This window comes from Alteriqipengyuania flavescens, assembly GCF_030406725.1.
Classification (GTDB): Bacteria; Pseudomonadota; Alphaproteobacteria; order Sphingomonadales; family Sphingomonadaceae; genus Alteriqipengyuania_B; species Alteriqipengyuania_B flavescens.
In genome coordinates this window covers 1,239,548-1,261,836 of record NZ_CP129107.1, presented here as the reverse complement: position 1 = coordinate 1,261,836, position 22,289 = coordinate 1,239,548, and the positions used below count along the sequence as shown (strand labels likewise).

Sequence of the window (22,289 nt, the reverse complement as noted above, 5' to 3'; positions counted from 1 at the left end):
GGTTTTAGAGGGTAGCTTGCAGATAGCTGCCCTTCGATGAGCCCATCTCCGATGGCAGCTACGCGACACCGTCTCAGCCATTCGGATTAGGCTCAGGACTCATTGATCACAGCCAGTAGCAGACGGTAGCGGCGATGCAGATGGCGGACATGAATGTGTGGGCGCATCGGTCATAGCGGGTGGCGACGCGACGCCAGTCTTTGATCCTGCCGAAGACATTTTCGATCTTGTGGCGCTGTCGGTAGAGCTGCTTGTCGTAGTGATATTGGATTTTCCGGTTCTTGCGCGGCGGGATACAGGCGGCGATGCCCTGGTTGTCGAGTGCGGCACGGAACCAGTCGCTATCATAGCCTTTGTCGCCGAGCAGCATCCTGGCGTGCGGCAGGATGGGAAGCAGCAAAGCGGCGCCTTTGTGATCGCTCATCTGGCCTTCGGTGAGCAGCAGTATTATCGGCCTGCCCAGCCCGTCGCAGACAGCATGGAGCTTGGGGTTCAACCCGCCCTTGGTGCGCCCGATACGTCTGGGAAGAGCCCCCCTTTTAAGAGGCTTGCCGCCGTGCGGTGGGCCTTCAAATGGGTGGCATCGATCATAACCGTGTCCGGCTCGCCCGCCTTGCCCGCCAGTTCGGCGAAGATGCGGTTGAACACGCCCATTTTGCTCCAGCGGATGAAGCGGTTGTAGATCGTCTTGTGTGGGCCATAGCCCTTGGGCGCATCACGCCACATCAGCCCATGCTTGATGACATAGATGATCCCCGACACGATCCGCCGGTCATCGACCCTTGGGATGCCGTGCGACAGCGGGAAATACGGCTCGATCCGGCGCATCTGTGCACGGCTCAGCAGAAACGGAACATCCATCAACAGCGTCTCCTTGACGCTGTCCTTGAATCAACCAATCATCCTTCATGCAAGCGATTTAATAGGTCCTGAGCCTAGCACGACAGCTCCCGACACCCTTCATTCCATCTCCTTCAAATAAGGCACAGCAGCCAATACTCAGATCTGAGGCTTTATTTGACGCGGCATTGTTCTATATTCGTTCTGACGCGAATTTTGGGCAAAACTTAAAAACATGTTCATGGGAATACCAAGCACACGATCCTACGAGCGATCCGAACTGGGAGCCCGCTGAGACCATGAGCGATGCCATCCGTGCCGAAATTCTTGCTCATGCGGCTAACGGCTCGCTGCTGAATGCCATCTTCCATGATTACGGATCGCGCTCGCACGATGACGGCGATCCGACCATTGCGATGCTCGGTGATCTTCATAATGGCGGTGAAATTGATCTCCTCAATATCGTAACGCGCGAGTCCATCCAGGCGTTTGAGGGACAGGTCTTCTGGGGCGGCCAGCAGGTATACCGCGCCCTGATTAGTCGTCTTCAAGCGCCGGCGGAAGCTCTTCTCAACGTGGTTCAGGTTCTCATCGAGGCAGCGGGGCAGGACATGGCCGCCGGGATGCCGGTCGAGGAATTCTCGAAATGGTGTGGATCGGAGCCGTCGCGCCCCAAGGAATTGCTGGCCCTTGTCGACCGCAAGGTTCCGCACGCGGATCGCTTTCTGACCATCGCTATCAAGCAGGGCGTTGCCGTCGATCGACCCTATTTCCTCGATCGGGCCTATGGATTTCTGACGGGTGGGAGCGAGACCGAGAGGCAGGCCGCGATCAACGCGCTCGGCCAAATTCCATGCCAGAGCGATGCGGAATGGGATCGCTTCGTCGCGGCTTTTTCCGACCTGGTGACGGCTGAAGACACTATTCGCGCGCCGTTGATCACGGCCGTCGCGCGGCGTTTGAAGGATGCTCCGCCCGGTCGACGCGACCAATTGACCGAACTGGCGGTCGCGGCGCTGGAGCAGCGTGGAGACCATACGCTCGATACCGCGGCGCGCACGCTGGCCTTCGATCCCGAACATCTGCCGGACGAGCTGATCGACGCCCTGCTGGAAGCTTTGCTGGCCATCAAGGGCGCGAATAAGGGCACCGTCGAGATGCTCGACCTAGCATTGATGAAGCTGGTGCAGAACGGTCACGCCGAACGTGCGCGCCACTATCTCGAGCACATCCTTCGCCGCGAGGAAGACCGAATTGAACTCGAGGAGCTGGATTCACTCAGCTACACGCTGCGAAACGCCGACGGGCAGGTCCTGGAAGACTGGGTGGTCGCCTGGCTGTTGGATGGCGACTATGACCTCTGTGGCGCGATGAACGACGCGCTGTTCGGGGCCGGGTCCGACGAATTCGACTTCGGGATCGACTTTGCGCGGTTCGTGCTCACGGATGCCGATTACCCCTATTTGGCGCGCAAGGCGATCGCTACCTTCTTTCTGAAACAGAGCGTCATGGCCTCGCTGATCGTGTCGCTGCTGCGCTCCGCGCCGGCCGAAGCCGCCGATGCGATCGTCGAGCTGCTCGTCGACCCAATCCTGATCAATTACAGTGGAATCGCGGACGATTATCTCAAGCCGATTTCGGAAGATGACACCGATCCGGCGCACACCGCCGTTCAGCGGGCGCTCGCGGGGCAGGAGGCCTATCTCGATGGGCTCAGCTCGATCGGCATTGTGCCGGAACTCCATCCATCGGAACGCGAGCGACAGCTCGAATTACAGCGGCATTCCGATAGCATGTCCGAAGCCTGGCGGGCAGCCCGGAAGAAATCGATCTTCGCCGAGATCGCGACCGAATCGCTCATCTTGTACGGAATCCGCGCTGTTTCCTGGTTCAGGGATCATACGGACGAGCCGCGGCGGATCGAAACGCCCATGGGGAGCATCAGTCATTCCTTCGAAATGCCGCGCGTCGAGATTGTTGATCCGATGGGACTGCAGATGATGCTGCTCCACTTCCGGGGGGAAGATCGCACCAAATGAAGCTGATCTTCCGCCAGTATCTTGCATCATTGCGTGAACGGCGCGAACTGGACGCGGTCGTCCCCGACCTGTTGAGCGAGCTCGGCTACACGGTGATCTCGCGGCCTTCCATCGGTACGCGGCAATATGGTGTCGACGTCGCAGCGCTCAGCCTCCCGGACAGCGAGGGAAAGCGCAAGCTCTATTTGTTCTCGCTGAAGCAGGGCGATCTCACCCGGGCTGACTGGGACGGGACGCCGCAGGCGCTGCGCAGCTCAATCAACGAGATTATCGACGTCTACATTCCGACGCGTGTCGCCAGGGCGTACCGCAAGCATGACGTGGTGATCTGCCTTTGCTTCGGTGGCGACGTCCAGGAAGCCGTCCGCGACAATTTGACGATGTTCACCAACGAGCTGACGCGCGAGGGTCTTTCCTTTGAGGAATGGAATGGCGACTATCTGGCCGGCCTCCTCGTCGACGGCGTACTGCGCGAGCAGCTTGTTAGTCCGGAGCTGCGCACGCATTTCCAGAAAGCCGTCGCAATGGTCGACGAGCCGGAGGTGGCTTTCACGCACTTCGCAGCGCTCATCCGAGGAATCTGCGCGACCACCGGCACCACGCCCAGGCAGCGCACAACGATTCTCCGTCAGCTCTCGATCTGCCTATGGGTTTTCTTCGTCTGGGCGCGAGACACCGGGAACATCGAAGCGCCCTATCGGGCAAGCGAGCGCGCGCTTCTGCATGCATGGCAACTCGTCCGCGACGATATCACTCGCACGAGCAAGGCGAGCGAGGCGATCGGCATCGCCTATGCCGATCTGGTCGATCTTCATTTCACCATCTGGGATGGTTTGCTTGGCGAGAAGATCTTGCCCTTCGTCGGCAAGCAACACGCTATATCGGTCGCCGTCAACTCGGCGGCGTCGGCTGACGTCAATCTCAAGCTGTTCGAGACGCTGGGACGGGTCGCGATGCGCGGGCTCTGGCACCTCTGGTTCAAGGCCGGAACGGCGCAGCTACCCGAGCTTCGCTCGGATTGGGAGTCACCGGAAGCCACCGAGTTGGCCCAACAGATTGTCCTGCTGATCCGCAACAATCCGATCCTCTTGACCCCGATCACCGACGAGCAGGTCGTCGACATCGGCGTGGCCCTGCTCTTTCTGTCGATGCTGGAACAATGGAATCCGGCGGCATGCAACTACGCCGAGGCGCTGATCGAGCGCATCACCTTGGCTTATCGAACGCACAATCGATATCCCACGATCCATAGCGACTATCGCACCCTGATTGATCATCCGCACGAGCGCACCGATGAATTTCGGCAAGCGCAGACCAAGGGAAGCACCCTGTTCCCGCTTCTCGCTCTTTGGGCTGCCTCGCTCGGCGGCGCGAAGGGATCGGCGCATCTGGCGCAATTTGCCGCGAAATTCCTCGGCTATTGCAACGCTCAATTCTGGATCGCGGACGGGGATACCGAGGAGCGCTTTTATGTCGGCGACACGCAGCACGGCGCTTCTCTCGGCGGTCTGCCGATCACCGAAGATGGCGCCGAGTTGATGCGCATCCTCGAAACCGAATGTTCGCCGTCCTCGTCCTTCCTCCAGCTTTCCGCGATCCGGCTCGGTCATTGGCCGATCCTGGCCCTGGCCTGCCGCCATTACCGCTTGCCCTTGCCGCCCGACCTCTGGCTCGGGCTCGTGAAACAGCTGCGCGCAAAGAATGGGTTGGGGGATGGAGGGCCCATTCGAAAGACCAAGCGGAAGCGCCGTGCGCGGTCGAAAACGGCCAACGACGCGCGCAAGCCGCGCCGAGGATCCAAATGAAGGGTGCCAGACGCGTCGACCTGGTCAGGCTGTCGGAGCACTTGTCTGCCCAGCAGCGCCATCCGGAGCTTGTGAAGGCGATCGCGCGCGCGGCCGCGGCAGGATCGATCCGCGAAGACTTGCGCACGGCGTTAGCATCGTTGCGGCTGATTGAGGCAAGGCAGAAGGAAAGTCCGCGCGAAGACATCAGAACGCTCAATGATGAGACGACCATCACCGGTGCCTTGTTCACTCAGGCCGTCGTCCTCTACGCTCGCGCGACCTTCACCACGGGCAAGCGGCCGTCGCTGCTTGGCGAGGCCAGATTGACAGATGAGGAGCGGGCCACGCACGAGGAAGTGAAGCTCCTGCGGAATGGCGCGATTGGACATTTCGGGCGCGGCGAGGGTCTCAAGGACGGTCCGCTCGTTCGCGAAGCTGTGATCCTGAGTTTCACGCGCCGACAGCGGCAGCTCGGTGTCTACACCGTCCGCGCCCAGCATAAGGCTAGGTTGGCAATGCGCCTGATTCATTTGATCGAAGTCCGGCTTCGTGAAATTGCCGAGCGTCAGGATAGCTTGTTCGACAAAGTCGACCGGTTGCTCTCCGAAGCCGTCAAAGCCGACGCGATCCTCGGGCCGTCCTTGCCCCAATTCCAGTTCGACGTGGAATCCTTCTGCCGCAGCCCTGAGGCGGCACAGCGTCTTCATGCGCAGCTGGAGGCCGGCGATGTTAAAGATATGGATTATGTGATTTCTGTGCCGAAAGTCTGAGCGTAAGCGTCAGTCTTTTCGCGGCGCAGCAAAGCTCGGCACATGGTAAGGGCAAGGATGGCAAAAGTTTCTTACGGCAACCGGCGCGCGGGCATTCTCGTACATCTCAGGCAGCCGCAACGATTGCGCCTCATTGCGGAAGGTCTCCCAGTCATTTCCGTCAGTGCGCGCAGCTTTTGGGGCAGTTCGAGCCAATTGGAGAATGGGTCACGCGAAGCGACGGTGCTCGAGGGATTTGCGGAGGAAGAAGCCGCCAAGGCGCTGATCCTGATGGACATGGCGCGGTGTCCCGCAAAGCTGGTTGCCCGCCGTGCTGGCACCATCGTTCGTACCTTCTACGATCATCTTGGTCGGCTGATCTACGCCGATGCGCAGCATTGGCGGCCGGTAAATATCGACCAGCTTCGCGAGTATGTTGACGATGCGCGCCAGGGCCACTCGCTGGAAGGCTTTGCCGGCGAGTACATTGTTCCGAACTGGCAGCGCTATAGCCGCGAAGCCGCGATGTATGCCGACATCGAGGTGTATGAAGACGGTGTCCCGCAGTGGAGCGCGCCGACAGGGTCGCTCTCTAAGACCATCTTTGGTGGCCCTCCGAATGCGCTTGCGCTGGTCGATGCTATGGCGACGACAGGCATGTTTACCCAGAAAGGCGTGCGGATCGTCAATGAGGTTTGGGGTGCACTCGATTTCGTCGACGTGCAACAGTTCGACGATGGCCAGCGCCTGACCGGTGAGATGTTCGATCGCCTCGATGCGGCCAGGCTCATCACCGACGCGGCCACCGACGAGCATTACCGAGTGCTCTACAACAATTGGCAGATGCCCATGTACGCGCTGGAGTTCAGCGAAATCGCGGTGCCTCTGGAAGAGCTGGAAGCGCGCCGGGAAGCCGCACTGTGGAGCGAAATCGGTTATTGAGCGACGCAGCAGGTGCTTACATAGAGCCGATATGCTGAATCCACTGGACTAGCGTCTCCGCGACGCTCGCAAGCTTATCATAGAGTGCGACCGGATCTTCCCACAGCTCCTTTCCGACGCCGGTTCCAATTCCGGTGACAAGGCCGGCCCCTGACAATTTTCCGGCCCATTTGAGCCAGCCCAGAATCTTGGTCGATAGCAGCCGAATCCGGCCTTCCGCCTTTTGCAGCAAAGCGCCGTCGGCGGTGGCCATAGCGTCCGGTTTGGCGAGCTCGCCCCGAATGTCGGCGATGCTGTCTCGAGCGCCGTCCAGGTCGACTTGGGGGAGTTCGAGGTGATATTCCTCCGGAGGGCGATTATGGCCCAGCATGGGCGCAGCGGCCTGCAATCGGGCCAGGGCGCGATCCAACTCGTCTAGCTGCGCCGGGAGCGCCGCAAGCCTTAGTGCAAGGGGAAGCGGCTGCTCCGCATACTCATCATCGTCCGGAAGATGCTGGAGGCCGAATTCGATGTTCTCCAGCAATTCATGATCGTTCACCTCGGTCTCAACCATGTTTTCCATTCCGACCGGATATTCCCACAGGCTCCAGCTGAGCTGTCCAAGTTCCGGATGGTCAATGACAGCGGCGTAGCTGTTCTCGGGGCCCATCTGTCGCTCTTCAGAGCCGACGGCCTCCCATTCCAGCTCTGCGGCATCGATTTCATAAACCTCGCCGGTCGTGGCGTGCCGAATGCGCGCGACACCCCTGGAGTAGATGTCGATCATGTCCGCTTATGTCGGCGCAACTTCGACGGAGACTTTCGCGACATGGTACAGCGAAACCGCGCCACCTTGAGCCTTGCGCGGATCGAACAGAGCGAGGTTGATGCCATCGCTCACCGAACTGCGATAAACGACGCCATCGAACCCGCTCTTCTTAATGAACTCGCACAGATACTGACTTGGGATATAGTCGATCGCCGCGCCGGAGGGCAGCACGGGCCGGGTAAGTTCCTCGCCGAGACGTTCAAGGAACGGTAAGTCGGCGCGAAGCTGGCCGATCTCGCTGGCGTCGGTCAGGATGAATGGCGACACCAGCTTGCGCGGGTTGCGCAGGTCGACCGCGCGAATGTCGGGAATGGCGAAATCGGCGACGCAGGCAACTTCACCCGTATGCGGCCGGATCTCGGCCGCGGCCGTCTCCGGTTTCGAACCTAGATAGAGATAGGGAATACCGGCGGGATTGGCGCGGCCGTGCGATGCCCGGCGCTTCGGCGGTGCGCCCATCTTGTCGATCGGGAAGAATTCGTCGTCGGTACGGATGCGCGCGCGAAACCATTGGCCCGGCAGGTCGGGCGCGAGCAGCAGATCGAGAAGCTGGCGCAGGCGATCCTGATCGATCGACACGTCGAGAAACCAGCGATTCTGGTACATCATCTCGTCGCGCAGATTTTCCCACAGCGCAAGACCTTCGCTGATATAGCTTGGTGATGGCGCGAAAGGTTGCCGTACGATCTCACCGTCATCGAGGATTTCGCCGAGCAAATCCTTGGCATGCGCGATGTCCATCCGGGGGTGGGTGAACAGCTGCCAGTCATCCTTCAGCCATTCGACAAGCGATTTGCCTTCCTCATCGACCTCATAGACATTGACGAGCAGCTCGAACCAGGTCGCGAGCTGCGCAGGCTCGACCAGCAGCGTGTCGCCGGTTCCGCAGAAACTGCATGTCCCGCGTTCCGGGTCCAGCGAAGGGAAGATGTCGTCGCGCAGGCCGCCATCGTCGAAGCATTCGGGACAGCAGTACCGCTTCGCCATGTCGGCCTCAGCCGATATAGTCAGCGAGCGTCTCGATATGATGCTTCATCGAGAGCTTTTTGACATAGCCGAGGCCCGGGAAATGGCCCTTTTCGTGGAGCTCGCGAAATTCCTTGATCGCCTCGGTCTCGAGCAGCTTTGAATTGCCGCTATCCAATTTGGCAATGACCTTTGCGAGCGCCTGGCCGAACTTGCCTGCCGGGTCGGTCGGTGTGTCCTTGGTGTCGGAGACGAAGTGATAGATGTACATCACATCGTCCTTGTCGGGATCGATGAAGGACAGGTGGATCGCGACCGCATAAGCCGGTCCACCGCCTTCGCTATAGACGTCGCCCACGATCAGGAAATCTCCGAAACCATCCATTCCGAGATCGGCATAGGTCACATGGAGGTCGGAGAACTCTTCCATTGCAGGGTAGTCCGCATTGCGCTGCCGCTTGAACCCGTCCCGCACAAGGATGCGATCGCTGTCGCTGAAATGCTTCCGATAGAGGAGCTTGGCGTGGTCATCGACGAACACGTTGGTCATGTCCGGCAAGTCCGCTGCTAGGGCGGCCGCCAGATCTTTTGGCGCGGTAAAGCCCGCATGGACCAGCACCGGATTATGGTCCGAATGATCGGCGTAGCATGCCAAGACTTCGGCGACTGTCATGTCGCTCCGTAGCAGGATACCCGCGGCAATTGCGTCGTTGCCGATAAAGCCTTCCTGTAGGAGGCCGGTGATGCTTGTCCCATCTTCCTGATGATCGCCATGATAGGGATTGACGATGACTATGGCGCGACCGCCGGCGTCGCACACGGCGGTTAGCGTCTTTTTCAGACCGCCGAGCGCTTCGCGCACTGGCTCGATGATCGGGACGAATTCCTTCTCGGCGAGCAAGGGAGCCATTTCACGAATTGTAATGAGCTCGAACTGCTTTCCACGAAAATAGGGATGATACATCGTCGGCTTAACTCCATGCCATCGCGGCACGCAGAGGCGTGGCCACCGCCGTGACCAGACGATTATGATCGCTGCGGCGTACCGGGATCGACAATGCAGCTGCCTGCAGCGAGTTTGGTAGTTGGTCGACAAGCTCGCCGAGCGGCGCAAGATTGCGGGTCCGCTTCAAGGTCCGAACCATCTCGACATGCAGGGTTGCTGGATCGAGATCGGCAAACAGGGTGCGCAATGCTGCATGGCGCTGTGTGTTCGGAACTTTCGGAACCAGGACGCCCAGTGACTTGAGGATCGCGATGGCCTCGGCTGCACGAAGCGATTCGAATACCGTCACTGGGCAAACACGTTGTGGGCAATCGACGGCGTCGCGCACAGTTGAGATCTGATACCGTCGTGACAAGCACAAGACGCCCACGTCTGCAGGAACGGTCGCAAGTACGCCATCGACATGGCTCTCGCCGGCGATCACGTTCACCTTTGCAAATACGCGTTTGTAGTTTTCAACCTGGTTGGCGAGCCGGGTCAGCGAATCCCGCTCCGATTTTATTTCGTAGACAGTCGCGGTACCATTAAGAATGACCAGATCGGCCTTGCATGAGCCGGCGCGAAACTCGTTGAGCATCGACGCGGATTGCAGCGAGTGGGTGCCCATCAGGATCTTGTGACTGATGGCCGCCCGATAGACATATTCGTCGCGTCGGCCTGCCACCTTCAGAATTTCAAAGGCGGATTCGAATGTGTCTCCGACAGTCGCACAAGGCGTGACACGCTCGATCAAATCTGTTTGCTCGACCAACCTGCAAAAGAGGCTCGAGCGCCCCTTTTTGGCTAATTCGCGAAAAACGCTAGCGGAAAAGAGCCGCTTCAAAGCAGAAAGTTGCGCTGTCCTAAAGATATTCGCTTCCTCACCAGAACCGTACTTAGCATCGCACGGTATACAGCACCTTGTAGCGAAGAACTGTCGGGAACGGAATCCTGAAGTTCCAGCTTAGGTAAAGCGTTAGATCGGGTTCGGATCGTGGGCAAGGCGAGCGGGCGTCGCACCCACATATGTCTGCTATCACCGTCTGCCGGTGGAAAGCCGACAGTCTCCTCCCGGCCCAAAAACGGCCGGGCGGCAATGCGCCCTAATTTCGGTCATTAGCATGGTTCGCCTCGCGACTTGAAAGCTGCCGTTTGCTCAACACGCCACTGTGGCGACACTGCTCGGACTCGCAAAATTGCCCTGCCCTTGCCAATGGACCTCCACAAGCGCTCGATGCGTATGGCTTTGTCATGCCGTTCCAAAGTCATTCTGTATTCGCTAAACGCGCATCGTATGACCCGAGCCGACTTCCAGCGCCTGATCGACGACAAGACTAAGCCGATAGGGTCATTGGGAAGGCTCGAGAGCCTTGCAGTTCAGGCTGCTGCGATCCTTGGCGACATGACTCCGTCGAATGCTTCGGCATCGTTGACCATTTTCGCAGCTGATCATGGGATTGCCGCACAGCGTGTGTCCGCGTTCCCGCAGGAGGTTACCGGCCAAATGGTCGCCAACTTCCTTGCAGGCGGAGCCGCTGCGAATGTCATCGCGGCGCAATTCGACATACCGGTGACCGTCGTTGACTGCGGAATCGCGCATCCGCCGCGCCGACGTGATGGGCTTATCGATCTGTCGTTGGGAGGGGGAACGGCCGACAGTTCGACAGGGCCTGCGATGTCGCCCGAGACGGCAAGGAACGCGATTGCGCAAGGGCGACAGTTCGCAAGCGGTATTGAAAGCAAGATCGTCTGTTTCGGCGAGATGGGCATCGCGAACACTTCCGCTGCAGCCCTGCTTGCGCACAAGCTGAGCGGCATTTCCGTGGCCGAACTCGTAGGGCGAGGGACGGGCCTCGACGATACCGCTCTCTCCCACAAGCAAGAGGTTCTCGAACACGCAGCTGCGCGGACTGGAGCGCTTGCGCCGATTGAAGCGCTGGCCGAGGTTGGCGGCTTCGAGATCGGCACGATGGCGGGTGCAATGGTTGGCGCCGGGGCATCGAATAAACTTGTGGTGGTCGATGGCTTTATCGCGACCGCTGCCGCCGCGCTTGCGCGGGCGATCGAGCCAGACTGTGAACGGGCCTTTGTCTATGCGCATCGCTCGGCAGAACACGGCCATCGGACGCTGCTCGACTGGCTAGAAGCCGAACCACTGCTCGACCTCGACATGCGGCTGGGCGAAGGGACCGGCGCGTTGTTGGCCGTGCCGATTATTCACGCCGCGCTCTCGCTTTTCGGCATGGCAAGCTTTTCTCAGGCAGGGGTGTCCGGCGCTCCCCCGATTTCATGAAGCGTCCATTCGCCGCCGCTTTGGCCGCGTGGGTGTTCCTGACGCGACTTCCTTTGCCCGCGGCGCAGCTCGACGAGAGCGATTTCGAGGCCGCGCCCGGCTTCTATCCGCTGGTCGGCGTGTTGATCGGCGTAATCGGCGCTGCCGCTTTTGCGCTCGGTTGGGCAATCGGCGGGGCCTTTATCGCAGCGATCTTCGGCACTGCGTCTACGCTGCTGGCAACCGGTGCCTTTCACGAGGATGGCCTGGCGGACCTGTTTGATGGGCAAGGCGCGACAACGTCGCAGCGGATGATGGAGATCATGCGCGACAGCCGGCTCGGCACATTCGGAGCCGCAGCGCTGTTCATAGTTCTGCTGCTCAAGATCGCGGCACTGGCGCAACTCCCTTTCATGGTCGCACTCGCCGCCCTGCCCGTGGCGCACGGAGCCTCGCGCCTGTCGGCAGTGATCGTGATCGCGACAAGTCGTTACGCACGTGCCGAGGGGATCGCCAAGCCGGTTGCGAAGGGGATCGGAGCAGCGCCGCTGGTGGTGGCGACGCTAACCGGGATCGCTGCGGTCGCAATCGGTGCGACCATTCTTGGGCCCGGCGCAGCGCTATGCGGCTTGGCCGGCCTTGCCATCGGCCATATCTCGACGCGGCTGCTCTTCGAGCGCAAGCTTGGCGGCTATACTGGCGATTGCCTCGGCGCGGTGCAGCAGATCAGCGAAGTCGGCTTCTATCTTGGCACCCTCGCATGGCTCTGATCCTGCTCCGCCATGGCGAGCCGCAGATCGAAGCGGGCGTTTGCTACGGCCTGTCGGACGTTCCCGCTAAAGCCTTTGACCAGAAAGACCTTCATGCACTGGTGGCCGCGTTGCCCAGCCGCTTTGCACGGATCGACAGCAGCCCACTGATCCGATGCACTGCGGTGGCGGAGCAGTTGTCCGCGCATTTCGACCTTCCCGTCCACGCCGACCCGAGACTGATGGAGATCGATTTCGGGAACTGGGAAATGCAGGTGTGGGACGATATTCCTCGTCACGAGATCGATGAGTGGGCAGAAGATATCGAAGGCGCTCGCCCGCACGGAGGGGAGAGTGTCGCGCAAATGGCTGAGCGGGTTCGCACATATCTGCTCGATTCCGCGAGGATCGAGGGACATATCCTTGCCATCACGCATCTCGGCGTCGTCCGTTGCGTCGCCGCGGCCCTCGGCCGACCTAACCCATTTGAACTCGAACTCGGCTTCGGCCAGTTCCTCACCGTTGAACCAAGAGGGGGCGTATGAGCGAGACCGACAGCGATACACACAAGGAGAAGATGAAGGAGCTGCAGGCCGCGCAAGCGAAGCGGCGCCGGGAGCTCAAGGATCCAGAACGCGGCCTCGTGCTGGTCCACACCGGCGATGGGAAGGGCAAGTCGAGCTCGGCCTTCGGGGTCATCGCCCGCGCGCTGGGCTGGGGACAGAAGGTTGCCGTGGTGCAATTCATCAAGGGCAAGTGGAAGACGGGCGAGAAGAAGTTTTTCTCGCGCTTCCCGGATTTGGTGGACTGGCACGTCATGGGCGACGGTTTCACATGGGATACGCAGGACAGGGATCGCGATATCGAAGCCGCGGAAACGGCATTGGCCAAGGCCGGTGAGTTGATCGCGAGCGGCGACTACGCCTTGGTCGTGCTCGACGAAATCAATATCGCGTTGCGCTACGAATACCTGACGCCCGCGGCAGTGATCGAGGCGCTGGAACGCAGGGGTGATACCCGGATCATCCTTACCGGGCGGGACGCTAAGCCCGAACTGATCGATTATGCCGACACCGTCACCGAGATGGCCGAAATCAAGCACGCCTACCACGCCGGTATCCGCGCGCAGCAGGGCATCGACTTCTAGCAGGCAAGGATTGACAGCAACGGACGAGGCGAGCATTGGCGCGGACAGACGGTGCTGCAGGTGCGAAATCGCCTGGAGCTAAGAGGGAAGCCGGTGCGATACCGGCGCTGTGCCCGCAACTGTGAGCCAGGAGCCCCGAACCAACACGTCACTGGCCAAGCCCTGCACTGGGTGGCGCCGGGAAGACGGTTCGAAGGCGTTGATCGGCAAGCCAGGAGACCTGCCGTCGCGTCGTTCGTCCGGGGCCGGGTCCAGCCCAGTGGGACAGGAAAGTTCTTTTCCGAAGTAACGACAGCCAGGCCGGTTACCGGCGCTGCGGCTCTCGGCGAGCGGCAGCGGGCCATCTGTCGAGTTGACCATGCGGGCACCGGAGCCTCCGCGTGGACTGGCTTTGGATTTTGCAATGAAAACCGCACTCTATCTGCCCGTCGCGGCATCGGCCGTGGCGCTGTGTTCGACCGGAGCATTCGCCCAGTCGGTCGATCGCCCCGAAGACGAGGAACTGGGCTCCGAAACGATCGTCGTCACCGCCAATCGCACCGAACGGGCGATCAGCCAGGTAGGTGAATCGGTCACCGTCGTCGAGGAAGAGGAAATAGTGAACCGTCAGCCGAGCGATGTGCTCGATGTGCTGCGCACCGTCCCCGGCGTCACCTTCAACCGTAATGGCGGCATCGGCACTAATGCTGGCGTCTCCATCCGCGGGGCCGAAAGCGACCAGACCGTTGTGCTGATCGACGGCGTGAAGCTGAACGATCCGGCGTCGCCCGGCGGCGGGTTCAATTTCGGACCGCTGCTGCTGGGCAATATCGCCCGGGTGGAAGTGGTGCGCGGTTCGCAGAGCGTGCTCTACGGCAGCCAGGCGATCGGCGGTGTCGTGAACCTAATCACGCGCGAACCGACCGAGGAACTCGGCATGTTTGCCCGTGCCGAATATGGCGCGCGCGATACGGCGGAACTGACCGGCAATGTTTCGGGTCGGTTCGGCCCGGTCGCGGCCAGCATCGGGGCAAGCTATCTGCATACCGACGGCATCTCTGCCTTCAGCGAAGCGCGGGGCGGGGCCGAGAGGGACGGTTTCGAAAGCCTTGGCGTCAATGGCAAGATCGACATAGCCCTGAGCGAAAACCTCTCCATCGATCTGCGCGGCTTCTACGCCGACGGCGAAGTGGGCATCGATGGCTTCCCGGCTCCCGACTACGTCTTCGCGGATGTCGATGAAGTTTCCTATCGCAACGATTTCGTTGGTTATGCGGGGCTGAATGCCGACTTCCTCGACGGTCGTTTCCGCAATCGGCTGGGCTTCGCCTACACCAATATCGATCGCCGCAACTTCAACTTCGATACCGATACCGAGACGTTCGACGCCAATGGCGAGAATCGTCGCTACGAGTATCAGGGCGTGTTCGACGCCGCCGAGTTTGTCGAACTGGTCTTCGGGGCCGAGCGCGAGAAATCCGATTTTCGCAGCGGCACCGATGAAGCCGACGTCTGGATCAACAGCGTCTACGGACAGGTCAACCTGAGCCCCGTGACAGGTCTCTCGTTGACCGGGGGCGTGCGCTACGACGATCACGAGACCTTCGGCGATGCAACGACTTTCGCGGCCAGCGGCGCCTACACTCCCAATAGCGGCGATACCGTGGTGCGGGCCAGCTATGGCGAAGGCTTCAAGGCCCCATCGCTCTATCAGATCTATAGCACCTACGGGAATCCGGCCCTTCTGCCGGAGGAATCGGAAAGCTGGGATGTCGGCATAACGCACAGCTTCCTCGATCGGCGTGCGCAGATCGGTGTCACCTATTTCGAGAGGGATTCGACCAATCTGATCGGATTCGTCTCGACCGCGACACCGCCTTTCGGCTTCTACGACAACACCGAACTCGCATCGGCGAAAGGCTGGGAGTTCGGACTCGCGGTCCGTCCGGTCGACGGCTTCGATGTCGCGCTGAACTACACCAATATCGATGCGATCGACGAGACCACCGGCAACAAGCTTGCCCGGCGTGCCGAAGACAAGGCCGACTTGGTGGTCGATTACCGGATGAGTAACGGCATCGGCATCGGAGCCACCGTTCTCGTTGTCGGGGACAGCTTCGACAATGCAAGCAACACACGGCAACTGGACGGCTATGTGGTGGCCGACCTTCGGGCCAGCTACGGTGTCACCGAGCAGCTGGAGATCTTCGGACGGGTCGAGAACCTGTTCGATGAGGAATACGAGACCGTTTATCGTTACGGCCAGCCCGGTCGCGCGGTATTCGGCGGCGTGCGCTTCCGGATGTAGTCGATGATGCGGGCGATCCTCTCGGCGCTGGTGTGCCTCTCGCTCTGTGCCTGTTCGCAGGTGCCCGAGCGGGGCACCGATGCGCCGCGACGGATCGTCAGCCTCGATTATTGCGCCGACCAATATGTGCTGAAATTCGCCGATCGCGAAGATATCCTCGCGCTGTCGCCCGATGCGGGGAAACGCTTTTCCTACATGCGCGCGGCGGCCGACGGTATCCCCACGGTGCGTCCGCGCACGGCGGATGTCCTCGCGCTACAGCCCGATCTGGTGGTGCGGACATATGGCGGCGGGCACGACATTGCGGACTTCATGAAAGAGCCGGGCGTGCCGGTCGTGCAGATCGGCTTCCCCCAATCGATTGACGAAGTGCGGGGCGAAGTGCTGCGCGTGGGGACCGAACTCGGCAAGCCCGAGGAGGCGGCGGAACTCGTCGCCGAGATGGATCGGCGCCTCTGGGCGCTCGCCGAAAGGCCCCGGCCTCGTCGCGAAGTTCTCTACATGACCCCCGCCGGTGTGACCGCTGGCGAGGGGACACTGGTGCACGAACTGTTCGTGGCGGCCGGCCTCGAGAATTTCCAGGATCGCCCCGGCTGGAATCCCCTTCCGCTCGAACGCCTCGCCTACGAGCGCCCCGACCTGATCGCGGCGGCGTTTTTCGAGAGCGCGACCAACCACGTCGACAACTGGAGCGCGGCGCGCCATCCGGTGGCGCAGGCGCAGCTGCGCGAACTGCCGGTCGTCCCGTTAGAAGGAGCATGGACGGCTTGCGGTGGGTGGTTCCTGCTAGACGCAGTCGAAGCGCTGGCGACATCGGGGGAGAACACGCGATGAATCGGGTGGTGTTCATCCTGCTGGCAGGTCTGGCAGGTGCGTTGGTTCTTTCGGTCGCGCTGGGTTCGGTGCCCTTGCCGCTCGACCGCGTGCTGGCTGCTCTCGCATTTCAATCGAGTCAGGGTGACGAGCTGGTGGTCTGGCAAATCCGCCTGCCTCGTGCGCTCGCTGCCGCGTTCGTCGGCGCGGCGCTGGGGATAAGCGGGGCGGCTCTTCAGGGCCTGCTGCGCAATCCGCTGGCAGAGCCTGGCATCCTCGGCGTTTCGGCTACCGCCGCGCTCTTCGCGACTTTCGTGCTTTATTTCGGTCTCGCGACTGCCGGTCCACTCGTCTTGCCATTGGCTGCGGTCGCGGGGGCGCTGATCGCCACCCTGCTGGTGGCGCTGGCCGCGATCCGCACCCGCTCCGTGGTCACGCTGATCCTGATTGGCGTCGGCCTTTCGAGTTTCTCGGCGGCGATCATGGCGCTGCTGATGAATCTCGCGCCCAACCCGTTCAGCCTTGCCGACATGGTCAACTGGATGCTCGGCACGGTGGACAATCGGAGCTTCGACGACCTGATCTTCGCGCTGCCCTTCATGGCGATCGGGGTGGTGGTGCTTCTTGCATCGCGCCGAGGCCTGTCCGCGCTCGCCTTGGGAGACGAGGCGGCCGAAGGAATGGGACTGGACCTCAGGCGGCAACGGCTGGCGGTCATCATCGGCGCCGGCCTGGCGACAGGTGCCGCTGTGGCGCTTGCTGGTGCGATCGGCTTTGTCGGGATCGTCGCGCCGCATCTGGTGCGGCCTTTCCTGCGCTACGATCCGGCACGGCTGCTGGTGCCATCGGCTATGCTCGGCGCTCTGATCCTTATGCTGGCGGACATCGGCGTGCGGGTTCTGCCGACCGATAGCGAGCTCAAGCTGGGCGTGGTCGCGTCACTGCTCGGTGCACCGGTATTCATCTGGATCGCTGCGCGACGGAGGCTGGCATGAGCATTCTGCAAGCGAGCGGTCTGAGCTACGCGGTGGACGGCAAGCCGCTGGTCGTCGATGCTGGCTTTTCGCTGGAACCAGGGGAACTCACCGCGCTGATCGGCCCCAACGGGTCAGGCAAGACGACTCTGCTGCGCCTCGCGCTCGGCCTTCTCCAAGCAGAAGCCGGTTCGGCGTCGATCGATGGCGAGCCGGTCGCTGGGCTTTCGCCGGTCGAGCGGGCGCGCAAGATCGCCTACCTGCCGCAGGCCCGACCGCTGGTCTGGCCGCAACCGGTTCGCGACGTCGTTTCGCTCGGGCGGTTCGCCTATGGCGCAGCTTTGGGGCGGCTGTCAGCGGGCGATGAGGCGGCGGTTTCTCACGCGATCGGGGCCTGCCAGCTGGACGGTTTCGAAGAGCGGGCAGCCGATACCCTATCGGGCGGTGAATTGGCCCGTGTGCATCTCGCGCGTGCGCTCGCTGCCGAGACTCCGCTGGTCATTGCCGACGAGCCGGTCGCCGCGCTCGATCCGCGTTACCAGCACCAGACCATGCGGTTGTTTGCCTCAATGGCGCAGGGCGGTCACGGAGTGCTTACGGTCGTCCATGATCTCGATCTCGCGCTGCGTTACGCCACCCGCGTGCTGTGGTTGGATGAGGGGCGGATTGTAGCGGATGGGACGCCAGAAGAGACCTATACCAATGAGCGTCTGAGGCGAGTGTTCGGGATCGAGGCAGAGATTATCCGGAATGGCGCACGGATCCGGCTCGACATCTTGGGTCCCGTGTAACGCAGGATGACCGGTCGCGCGATCATGCTGCAGGGCACCGGCTCGGACGTTGGCAAATCGCTGCTGGTTGCGGGGCTTTGCCGGATCGCTCAGCGACGCGGGATCGACGCGGCACCCTTCAAGCCGCAGAATATGTCGAACAATGCTGCCGCCTGTCCGGGTGGAGGCGAAATCGGTCGAGCGCAGGCGCTCCAGGCTCGCGCTGCGGGGCTGCAGCCGTCGACCGACATGAACCCCTTGCTCCTCAAGCCCGAAGGCGACCGGCGCGCGCAGGTCGTCCTGAACGGCAAGGCGCTGCGCAGTGAAGAAGCAGCAGCGTATATGGCAAATCGGGGAAGTCTGCTTCCCATCGTGATCGAGGCATTCGATCGGCTGAGATCGGCGCACGAACTCGTTATCGTCGAGGGCGCGGGCAGCCCGGCGGAGGTAAACCTGCGCAAGGGCGACATCGCCAATATGGGCTTTGCGCGCGCGACCGATGTTCCCGTAGTGCTCGTTGGTGACATCGATCGCGGCGGGATTATCGCATCGCTCGTCGGCACCCGAGCCGTAATCGACACCGAGGATGCCGAGATGATCGCAGGCTTCGCCATCAACCGCTTCCGAGGCGACCAGGCCCTGTTCGAAGATGGCGTGCGTTTCATCGAAGACCGCACCGGCTGGCGTAATTTCGGCATCGTGCCGTGGCTGGCCTGTGCTGCGCGGCTGCCCGCTGAAGACGCTGTGGTGCTGGGACAGGCGAAACCGAAAGACGGGGCCATTTTGATTGCCGTGCCAATGCTTTCGCGGATCAGCAATTTCGACGATCTCGATCCGCTTCGTGCCGAGCCGGATGTAGAGGTCCGCTTCATTCCTACCGGCCAGCCCATTCCGCGCGAGGCCGGTGCAGTCATCCTCGCAGGCACCAAATCGACCTTGGCCGACTTGGCAATGCTGCGGAACGAGGGGTGGGACTACGACATCATCGCCGCCTGGCGCACAGGCGCGCACATCGTCGGCCTGTGCGGTGGCTTCCAGATGCTGGGCAATCGGATCGAGGATGCCGACGCCGCGGATGGATTGGCAGGGACTGCGGATGGTCTGGGCCTGTTCGACATGACGACGGTGATGACCCGCAAGAAAGTGGTCCGCCCCATCAGCGGGACTACAATTGCCGATGCTGACGCGGTGACAGGTTACGAGATTCATACCGGTCTTTCGCAGGGGCCTGCGCTGGAGAAGCCCTTCTCTCGCTTGGAAGACGGCGTCCTTGATGGCGCGGTCGCAGCGGGCGGACGTCTGATCGGAACCTATCTTCACGGTGTGTTTGCAAGCGACGCATTCCGTTCGCGCTGGCTTGAGAAATTGCGTAGCGGCCGGAGCAGCACGCTCAACTACGAAGATGGTGTTGACACAGCGCTGGACGAACTAGCCGAAGGGCTCGAGGAGGCCCTCGACGTTGACGCTTTGCTGGCGCTTGCGCGGTGACCGCGGCATGGATCATGATGGCAGGGCTCGCGATCGAAGCCGTGGTCGGCTGGCCCGAAGCGGTGGACAAGCGGATTGGGCATCCTGTCCGCTGGTTCGGCTGGCTGGTCGAGCGGACAGAGCGTCTGGGCAATCGCCAATCACGGAGCAGATCGGCGCGGATCGCGACGGGCGGTCTTGTTACTCTGTTTCTAGTGGCGCTTGCGGGCTTGATCGGTCTGGCCATCCAGCTGCTTCTGCCAGCCGGATGGCTAGGCCTTGCCCTGATTGCCCTCCTCGCCTCCAGCCTGATCGCTGCGCGCTCACTGCGCGAACACGTTGCGGCGGTCGTCGAGGCGTTCGACACTACAGGGATCGAGGCTGCGCGGCATTCGCTCAGCCGCATCGTTGGACGTGCGACCGCTGAGCTGGATGAGCCCGCCATCGCCCGTGCCGCCATCGAGAGCTTGGCAGAGAACACTTCGGATGGCGTCACTGCACCCTTGTTCTGGGGTGCGCTTTTCGGCCTGCCGGGTCTGTTTGCCTACAAGGCAATCAACACGCTCGATTCGATGATCGGCCATCGCAATGCGCGCTACGAAGCTTTCGGTAAGATTGCCGCCCGGCTCGACGATCTCGCCAACCTGATCCCCGCACGCCTGACGGGTATTCTTTTCGCGCTATGTGCCGGTTCGGGCCAGGCTATACTAATCATGTTTCGGGACGCCGGCAGGCACCGTTCTCCCAATGCAGGGTGGCCGGAGTCCGCGATGGCGGGCGCGCTCGGCATCAGACTGTCGGGGCCGCGGACTTATGGCGAAACGACGAGCAACGACCCTTGGCTCAATTCGGGAGCAAGAGAGCCATCAGGAGCCGATATCCGCCGCGCCTTGGATCTTTATCGGTGGGTAGTCATCGCCATGGCGATCATCCTGGCGCTCCTGGGCTGGATCAACGTGTCATGACCGATCTCGACCTCGTGTCAGGCCATGGCGGACGGATCGACGCGATGGCACGCGCGTTTCCCGGGGCGCCACTGCCATGGATCGACCTGTCGACCGGCATCAATCCGTATCCTTATCCGTTGCCCCCGATCGCACCCGATGCATGGGAGCGCTTACCGGCCGAGGTGGCCCGCGCATTCTGCGAAACCACCATGGCGGAGTCGTTCCGATGCGATCCGTCTTTTTGCCGCGCGGTCGCCGGGACGGAAGTCGTCATCCGCCAGCTGCCGTCGATCCTGCGTGCTCAAAGAGTCGCCGTGCGCGCTCGAAGCTATGCCGATCATGCGGAAAGCTGGCGACTGGCGGGGGCGAAGGTGGTCACGCATTCCGATCCCTTGGCATTGGCCGGGGAGGCTGATGTCGTAGTAATCGTGAACCCCAACAACCCTGATGGGCATCGTTGGTCTATCGAAGCCATCGAGACAGCGCGCGCTACACTCGCCCATCGTGGTGGCTGGCTGATCGTCGACGAGGCGTATGCCGACCTCAATCCTTCGCTAAGTGCGGCTCCGTTTGCGGGACGCAAGGGGCTCATCCTCTTGCGATCCTTCGGCAAGTTTTTCGGGCTTGCGGGTGTGCGGTTGGGTGCCGTGCTTGCTACGCAAGAGATCTTGAGCAGCATCGAAGATCGCCTCGGCGGATGGGATGTGTCGGGCCCCGCGCTGGATATCGGTGCGGCAGCCTATGCTGATCATGACTGGCAGGCCGCTACGCGCGGACACCTTGCCGTGCGAATGCAGGAGATGCACGCCCTTTTCGCGACCTCGGCGTTGGAAGACCGTGGCGGAACCGATCTTTTCCGGTTCGTCCGTGGATCTGACGCAAATGCGCTCTGGCGGCGACTTGCTGAGCAAGGCATCGCCGTGCGCCGGTTCGTCGGGGAAGCGCATCACCTCCGCATCGGCTTGCCCGCCGACAAAATCGCGTTTTCACGGCTTGCACGAGCGCTCAACCCTTGAGACGAAGGGGGAGCCCAGCGACCACGAGTTCGACCGTGTCGGAAATCTCGGCCAGCCGCTGGTTCAGCCGTCCCTGTTCGTCGCGGAAATCGCGGCCTAGTCGATTTTCCGGGACAATGCCCGAGCCGACCTCGTTACTGACCAGCACGACATTTGCATTAGCCCGCGCAATACTCTCCACCAGCGCGTCGGCTTCCCTTCCGATGTCGAGTTCGGCAAGCATCACGTTCGAGAGCCACAAGGTGCAGCAATCGACGAGCACCGTGCCTGCGTTGACCGATGTAATCGCTCGAGCGAGTTCGATCGGTGCCTCGATTGTGTGCCAGAAATCGGCACGTTCTTCACGGTGCTGACGGATTCGCTCGGTCATTTCATCGTCATACGCCTGCGCGGTGGCGATGAACTTGTGCGGCCCCCGCATGCGGCCGCATATCGAAAGAGCGTGGCGGCTCTTGCCCGATCGAGCACCGCCGAGGATCAAATGAACCAAGCTCATAGAGTGAAGCCCTCGACTCTTCGCCTCTCAGCAGCCTGGATTACGGCTCGCCTTTGGTCAGGCGACATTTCGGACCACTCTGCAATCTCATCGAGCGTTCGGCCACAGCCCGTGCAGACATTTCCATTTGCCGACAATCGACATATCTTCTGGCATGGCGATTGCGGGTCATCAATGGTCGTTGCAGGCATGAGAATGGCTCTAACTCGTGCTGGCGGGGCTGGCAAAGTGCACG

At 61.5% G+C, this 22,289-nt stretch carries 22 protein-coding genes and 1 riboswitch; of the genes, 15 read left to right on the top strand and 7 right to left on the bottom strand.

All coding sequences use genetic code 11. From position 1 onward, the window contains the following. Nucleotides 1-106: 106 nt before the first annotated feature. Nucleotides 107-861, bottom strand: a protein-coding gene (locus tag QQW98_RS06500) for an IS5 family transposase (protein WP_290136712.1) whose coding sequence is annotated in 2 segments (ribosomal slippage) — nucleotides 107-543 and nucleotides 543-861 — 756 coding nt in all. Because the reading frame shifts where the segments join, the coding sequence is not laid out codon by codon here. Nucleotides 862-1,139: 278 nt separating this feature from the next. Between QQW98_RS06500 and QQW98_RS06495 the strand changes: the two genes are divergently transcribed. From QQW98_RS06495 to QQW98_RS06480, 4 genes are read left to right on the top strand one after another with little or no spacing between them, the layout of a single operon-like run. Next, the gene (locus tag QQW98_RS06495) at nucleotides 1,140-2,879 is read left to right on the top strand and encodes a hypothetical protein (RefSeq protein WP_290136711.1); all 1,740 of its coding nucleotides are present in this window, start codon (nucleotides 1,140-1,142) and stop codon (nucleotides 2,877-2,879) included. Beyond that, the gene (locus QQW98_RS06490; protein ID WP_290136710.1) at nucleotides 2,876-4,684 is read left to right on the top strand and encodes a hypothetical protein; all 1,809 of its coding nucleotides are present in this window, start codon (nucleotides 2,876-2,878) and stop codon (nucleotides 4,682-4,684) included. Before QQW98_RS06495 ends, QQW98_RS06490 begins: the two co-directional genes overlap by 4 nt. Continuing rightward, nucleotides 4,681-5,436 (top strand): hypothetical protein, encoded by a 756-nt coding sequence (locus QQW98_RS06485; protein ID WP_290136709.1) that lies wholly within the window; start codon nucleotides 4,681-4,683, stop codon nucleotides 5,434-5,436. Before QQW98_RS06490 ends, QQW98_RS06485 begins: the two co-directional genes overlap by 4 nt. Before the next feature lie 57 nt (nucleotides 5,437-5,493). Next, the gene (locus QQW98_RS06480) at nucleotides 5,494-6,357 is read left to right on the top strand and encodes a hypothetical protein (RefSeq protein ID WP_290136708.1); all 864 of its coding nucleotides are present in this window, start codon (nucleotides 5,494-5,496) and stop codon (nucleotides 6,355-6,357) included. A 16-nt stretch (nucleotides 6,358-6,373) separates the two neighbouring features. Here the strand turns inward: QQW98_RS06480 and QQW98_RS06475 are convergent, their stop codons facing one another. Genes QQW98_RS06475 through QQW98_RS06460 form a run of 4 tightly spaced genes read right to left on the bottom strand, consistent with a single transcriptional unit; the run spans nucleotide 6,374 to nucleotide 9,870 of the window. After that, nucleotides 6,374-7,123 carry a hypothetical protein gene (locus QQW98_RS06475; RefSeq protein ID WP_290136707.1) on the bottom strand — a complete coding sequence of 250 codons (750 nt, stop codon included), beginning with the start codon at nucleotides 7,121-7,123 and terminating at the stop codon, nucleotides 6,374-6,376. A gap of 6 nt (nucleotides 7,124-7,129) precedes the next feature. Then, on the bottom strand, nucleotides 7,130-8,152 hold the full coding sequence (locus QQW98_RS06470) for an RES family NAD+ phosphorylase (RefSeq protein WP_290136706.1): 1,023 nt from the start codon (nucleotides 8,150-8,152) through the stop codon (nucleotides 7,130-7,132). Between the two features lie 7 nt (nucleotides 8,153-8,159). Beyond that, nucleotides 8,160-9,095: a sce7725 family protein gene (locus QQW98_RS06465; protein ID WP_290136705.1), complete on the bottom strand. Its 936-nt coding sequence runs from the start codon at nucleotides 9,093-9,095 to the stop codon at nucleotides 8,160-8,162. A gap of 7 nt (nucleotides 9,096-9,102) precedes the next feature. Beyond that, on the bottom strand, nucleotides 9,103-9,870 hold the full coding sequence (locus tag QQW98_RS06460) for a sce7726 family protein (protein ID WP_290136704.1): 768 nt from the start codon (nucleotides 9,868-9,870) through the stop codon (nucleotides 9,103-9,105). Nucleotides 9,871-10,410: 540 nt separating this feature from the next. Between QQW98_RS06460 and cobT the strand changes: the two genes are divergently transcribed. The 11 genes from cobT (at nucleotide 10,411) to cobD (ending at nucleotide 21,558) form a co-directional block, all read left to right on the top strand. Beyond that, entirely contained in the window at nucleotides 10,411-11,409 is a 999-nt protein-coding gene (cobT, locus tag QQW98_RS06455; protein ID WP_290136703.1) for a nicotinate-nucleotide--dimethylbenzimidazole phosphoribosyltransferase, read from the top strand. Beyond that, nucleotides 11,406-12,158 (top strand): adenosylcobinamide-GDP ribazoletransferase, encoded by a 753-nt coding sequence (gene cobS / locus QQW98_RS06450; protein ID WP_290136702.1) that lies wholly within the window; start codon nucleotides 11,406-11,408, stop codon nucleotides 12,156-12,158. The genes cobT and cobS overlap by 4 nt, the downstream gene beginning before the upstream one ends. After that, on the top strand, nucleotides 12,149-12,682 hold the full coding sequence (locus tag QQW98_RS06445) for a histidine phosphatase family protein (protein ID WP_290136701.1): 534 nt from the start codon (nucleotides 12,149-12,151) through the stop codon (nucleotides 12,680-12,682). The genes cobS and QQW98_RS06445 overlap by 10 nt, the downstream gene beginning before the upstream one ends. Continuing rightward, on the top strand, nucleotides 12,679-13,284 hold the full coding sequence (cobO, locus tag QQW98_RS06440; protein ID WP_008603669.1) for a cob(I)yrinic acid a,c-diamide adenosyltransferase: 606 nt from the start codon (nucleotides 12,679-12,681) through the stop codon (nucleotides 13,282-13,284). The genes QQW98_RS06445 and cobO overlap by 4 nt, the downstream gene beginning before the upstream one ends. Nucleotides 13,285-13,316: 32 nt before the next feature. Continuing rightward, nucleotides 13,317-13,526, top strand: a riboswitch (cobalamin riboswitch). Between the two features lie 161 nt (nucleotides 13,527-13,687). Beyond that, nucleotides 13,688-15,571, top strand: coding sequence for a TonB-dependent receptor plug domain-containing protein (locus tag QQW98_RS06435; RefSeq protein WP_290136700.1), 1,884 nt, complete (start codon nucleotides 13,688-13,690; stop codon nucleotides 15,569-15,571). A gap of 6 nt (nucleotides 15,572-15,577) precedes the next feature. Beyond that, entirely contained in the window at nucleotides 15,578-16,405 is an 828-nt protein-coding gene (locus tag QQW98_RS06430; protein ID WP_290136699.1) for an ABC transporter substrate-binding protein, read from the top strand. Then, nucleotides 16,330-17,379 (top strand): FecCD family ABC transporter permease, encoded by a 1,050-nt coding sequence (locus tag QQW98_RS06425; protein ID WP_290137087.1) that lies wholly within the window; start codon nucleotides 16,330-16,332, stop codon nucleotides 17,377-17,379. The genes QQW98_RS06430 and QQW98_RS06425 overlap by 76 nt, the downstream gene beginning before the upstream one ends. Beyond that, a complete protein-coding gene (locus tag QQW98_RS06420; protein WP_290136698.1) occupies nucleotides 17,376-18,149 on the top strand; it encodes an ABC transporter ATP-binding protein in 774 nt (257 codons plus the stop codon). Before QQW98_RS06425 ends, QQW98_RS06420 begins: the two co-directional genes overlap by 4 nt. A gap of 24 nt (nucleotides 18,150-18,173) precedes the next feature. Further along, nucleotides 18,174-19,616 carry a cobyric acid synthase gene (locus tag QQW98_RS06415; RefSeq protein WP_290136697.1) on the top strand — a complete coding sequence of 481 codons (1,443 nt, stop codon included), beginning with the start codon at nucleotides 18,174-18,176 and terminating at the stop codon, nucleotides 19,614-19,616. Nucleotides 19,617-19,630: 14 nt separating this feature from the next. Further along, nucleotides 19,631-20,560 (top strand): adenosylcobinamide-phosphate synthase CbiB, encoded by a 930-nt coding sequence (gene cbiB / locus QQW98_RS06410; protein ID WP_290137086.1) that lies wholly within the window; start codon nucleotides 19,631-19,633, stop codon nucleotides 20,558-20,560. Beyond that, the gene (gene cobD, locus QQW98_RS06405; RefSeq protein ID WP_290136695.1) at nucleotides 20,557-21,558 is read left to right on the top strand and encodes a threonine-phosphate decarboxylase CobD; all 1,002 of its coding nucleotides are present in this window, start codon (nucleotides 20,557-20,559) and stop codon (nucleotides 21,556-21,558) included. The genes cbiB and cobD overlap by 4 nt, the downstream gene beginning before the upstream one ends. On the opposite strand, the gene cobU is transcribed toward cobD, so the two are convergent. Then, complete coding sequence (cobU, locus tag QQW98_RS06400) at nucleotides 21,548-22,054, bottom strand: bifunctional adenosylcobinamide kinase/adenosylcobinamide-phosphate guanylyltransferase (protein ID WP_290136694.1); 507 nt, start codon at nucleotides 22,052-22,054, stop codon at nucleotides 21,548-21,550. The two genes, cobD and cobU, sit on opposite strands and share 11 nt — an antisense overlap. Then, nucleotides 22,051-22,245, bottom strand: coding sequence for a DUF1289 domain-containing protein (locus QQW98_RS06395; RefSeq protein WP_082837365.1), 195 nt, complete (start codon nucleotides 22,243-22,245; stop codon nucleotides 22,051-22,053). The genes cobU and QQW98_RS06395 overlap by 4 nt, the downstream gene beginning before the upstream one ends. Between the last annotated feature and the right edge of the window lie 44 nt (nucleotides 22,246-22,289).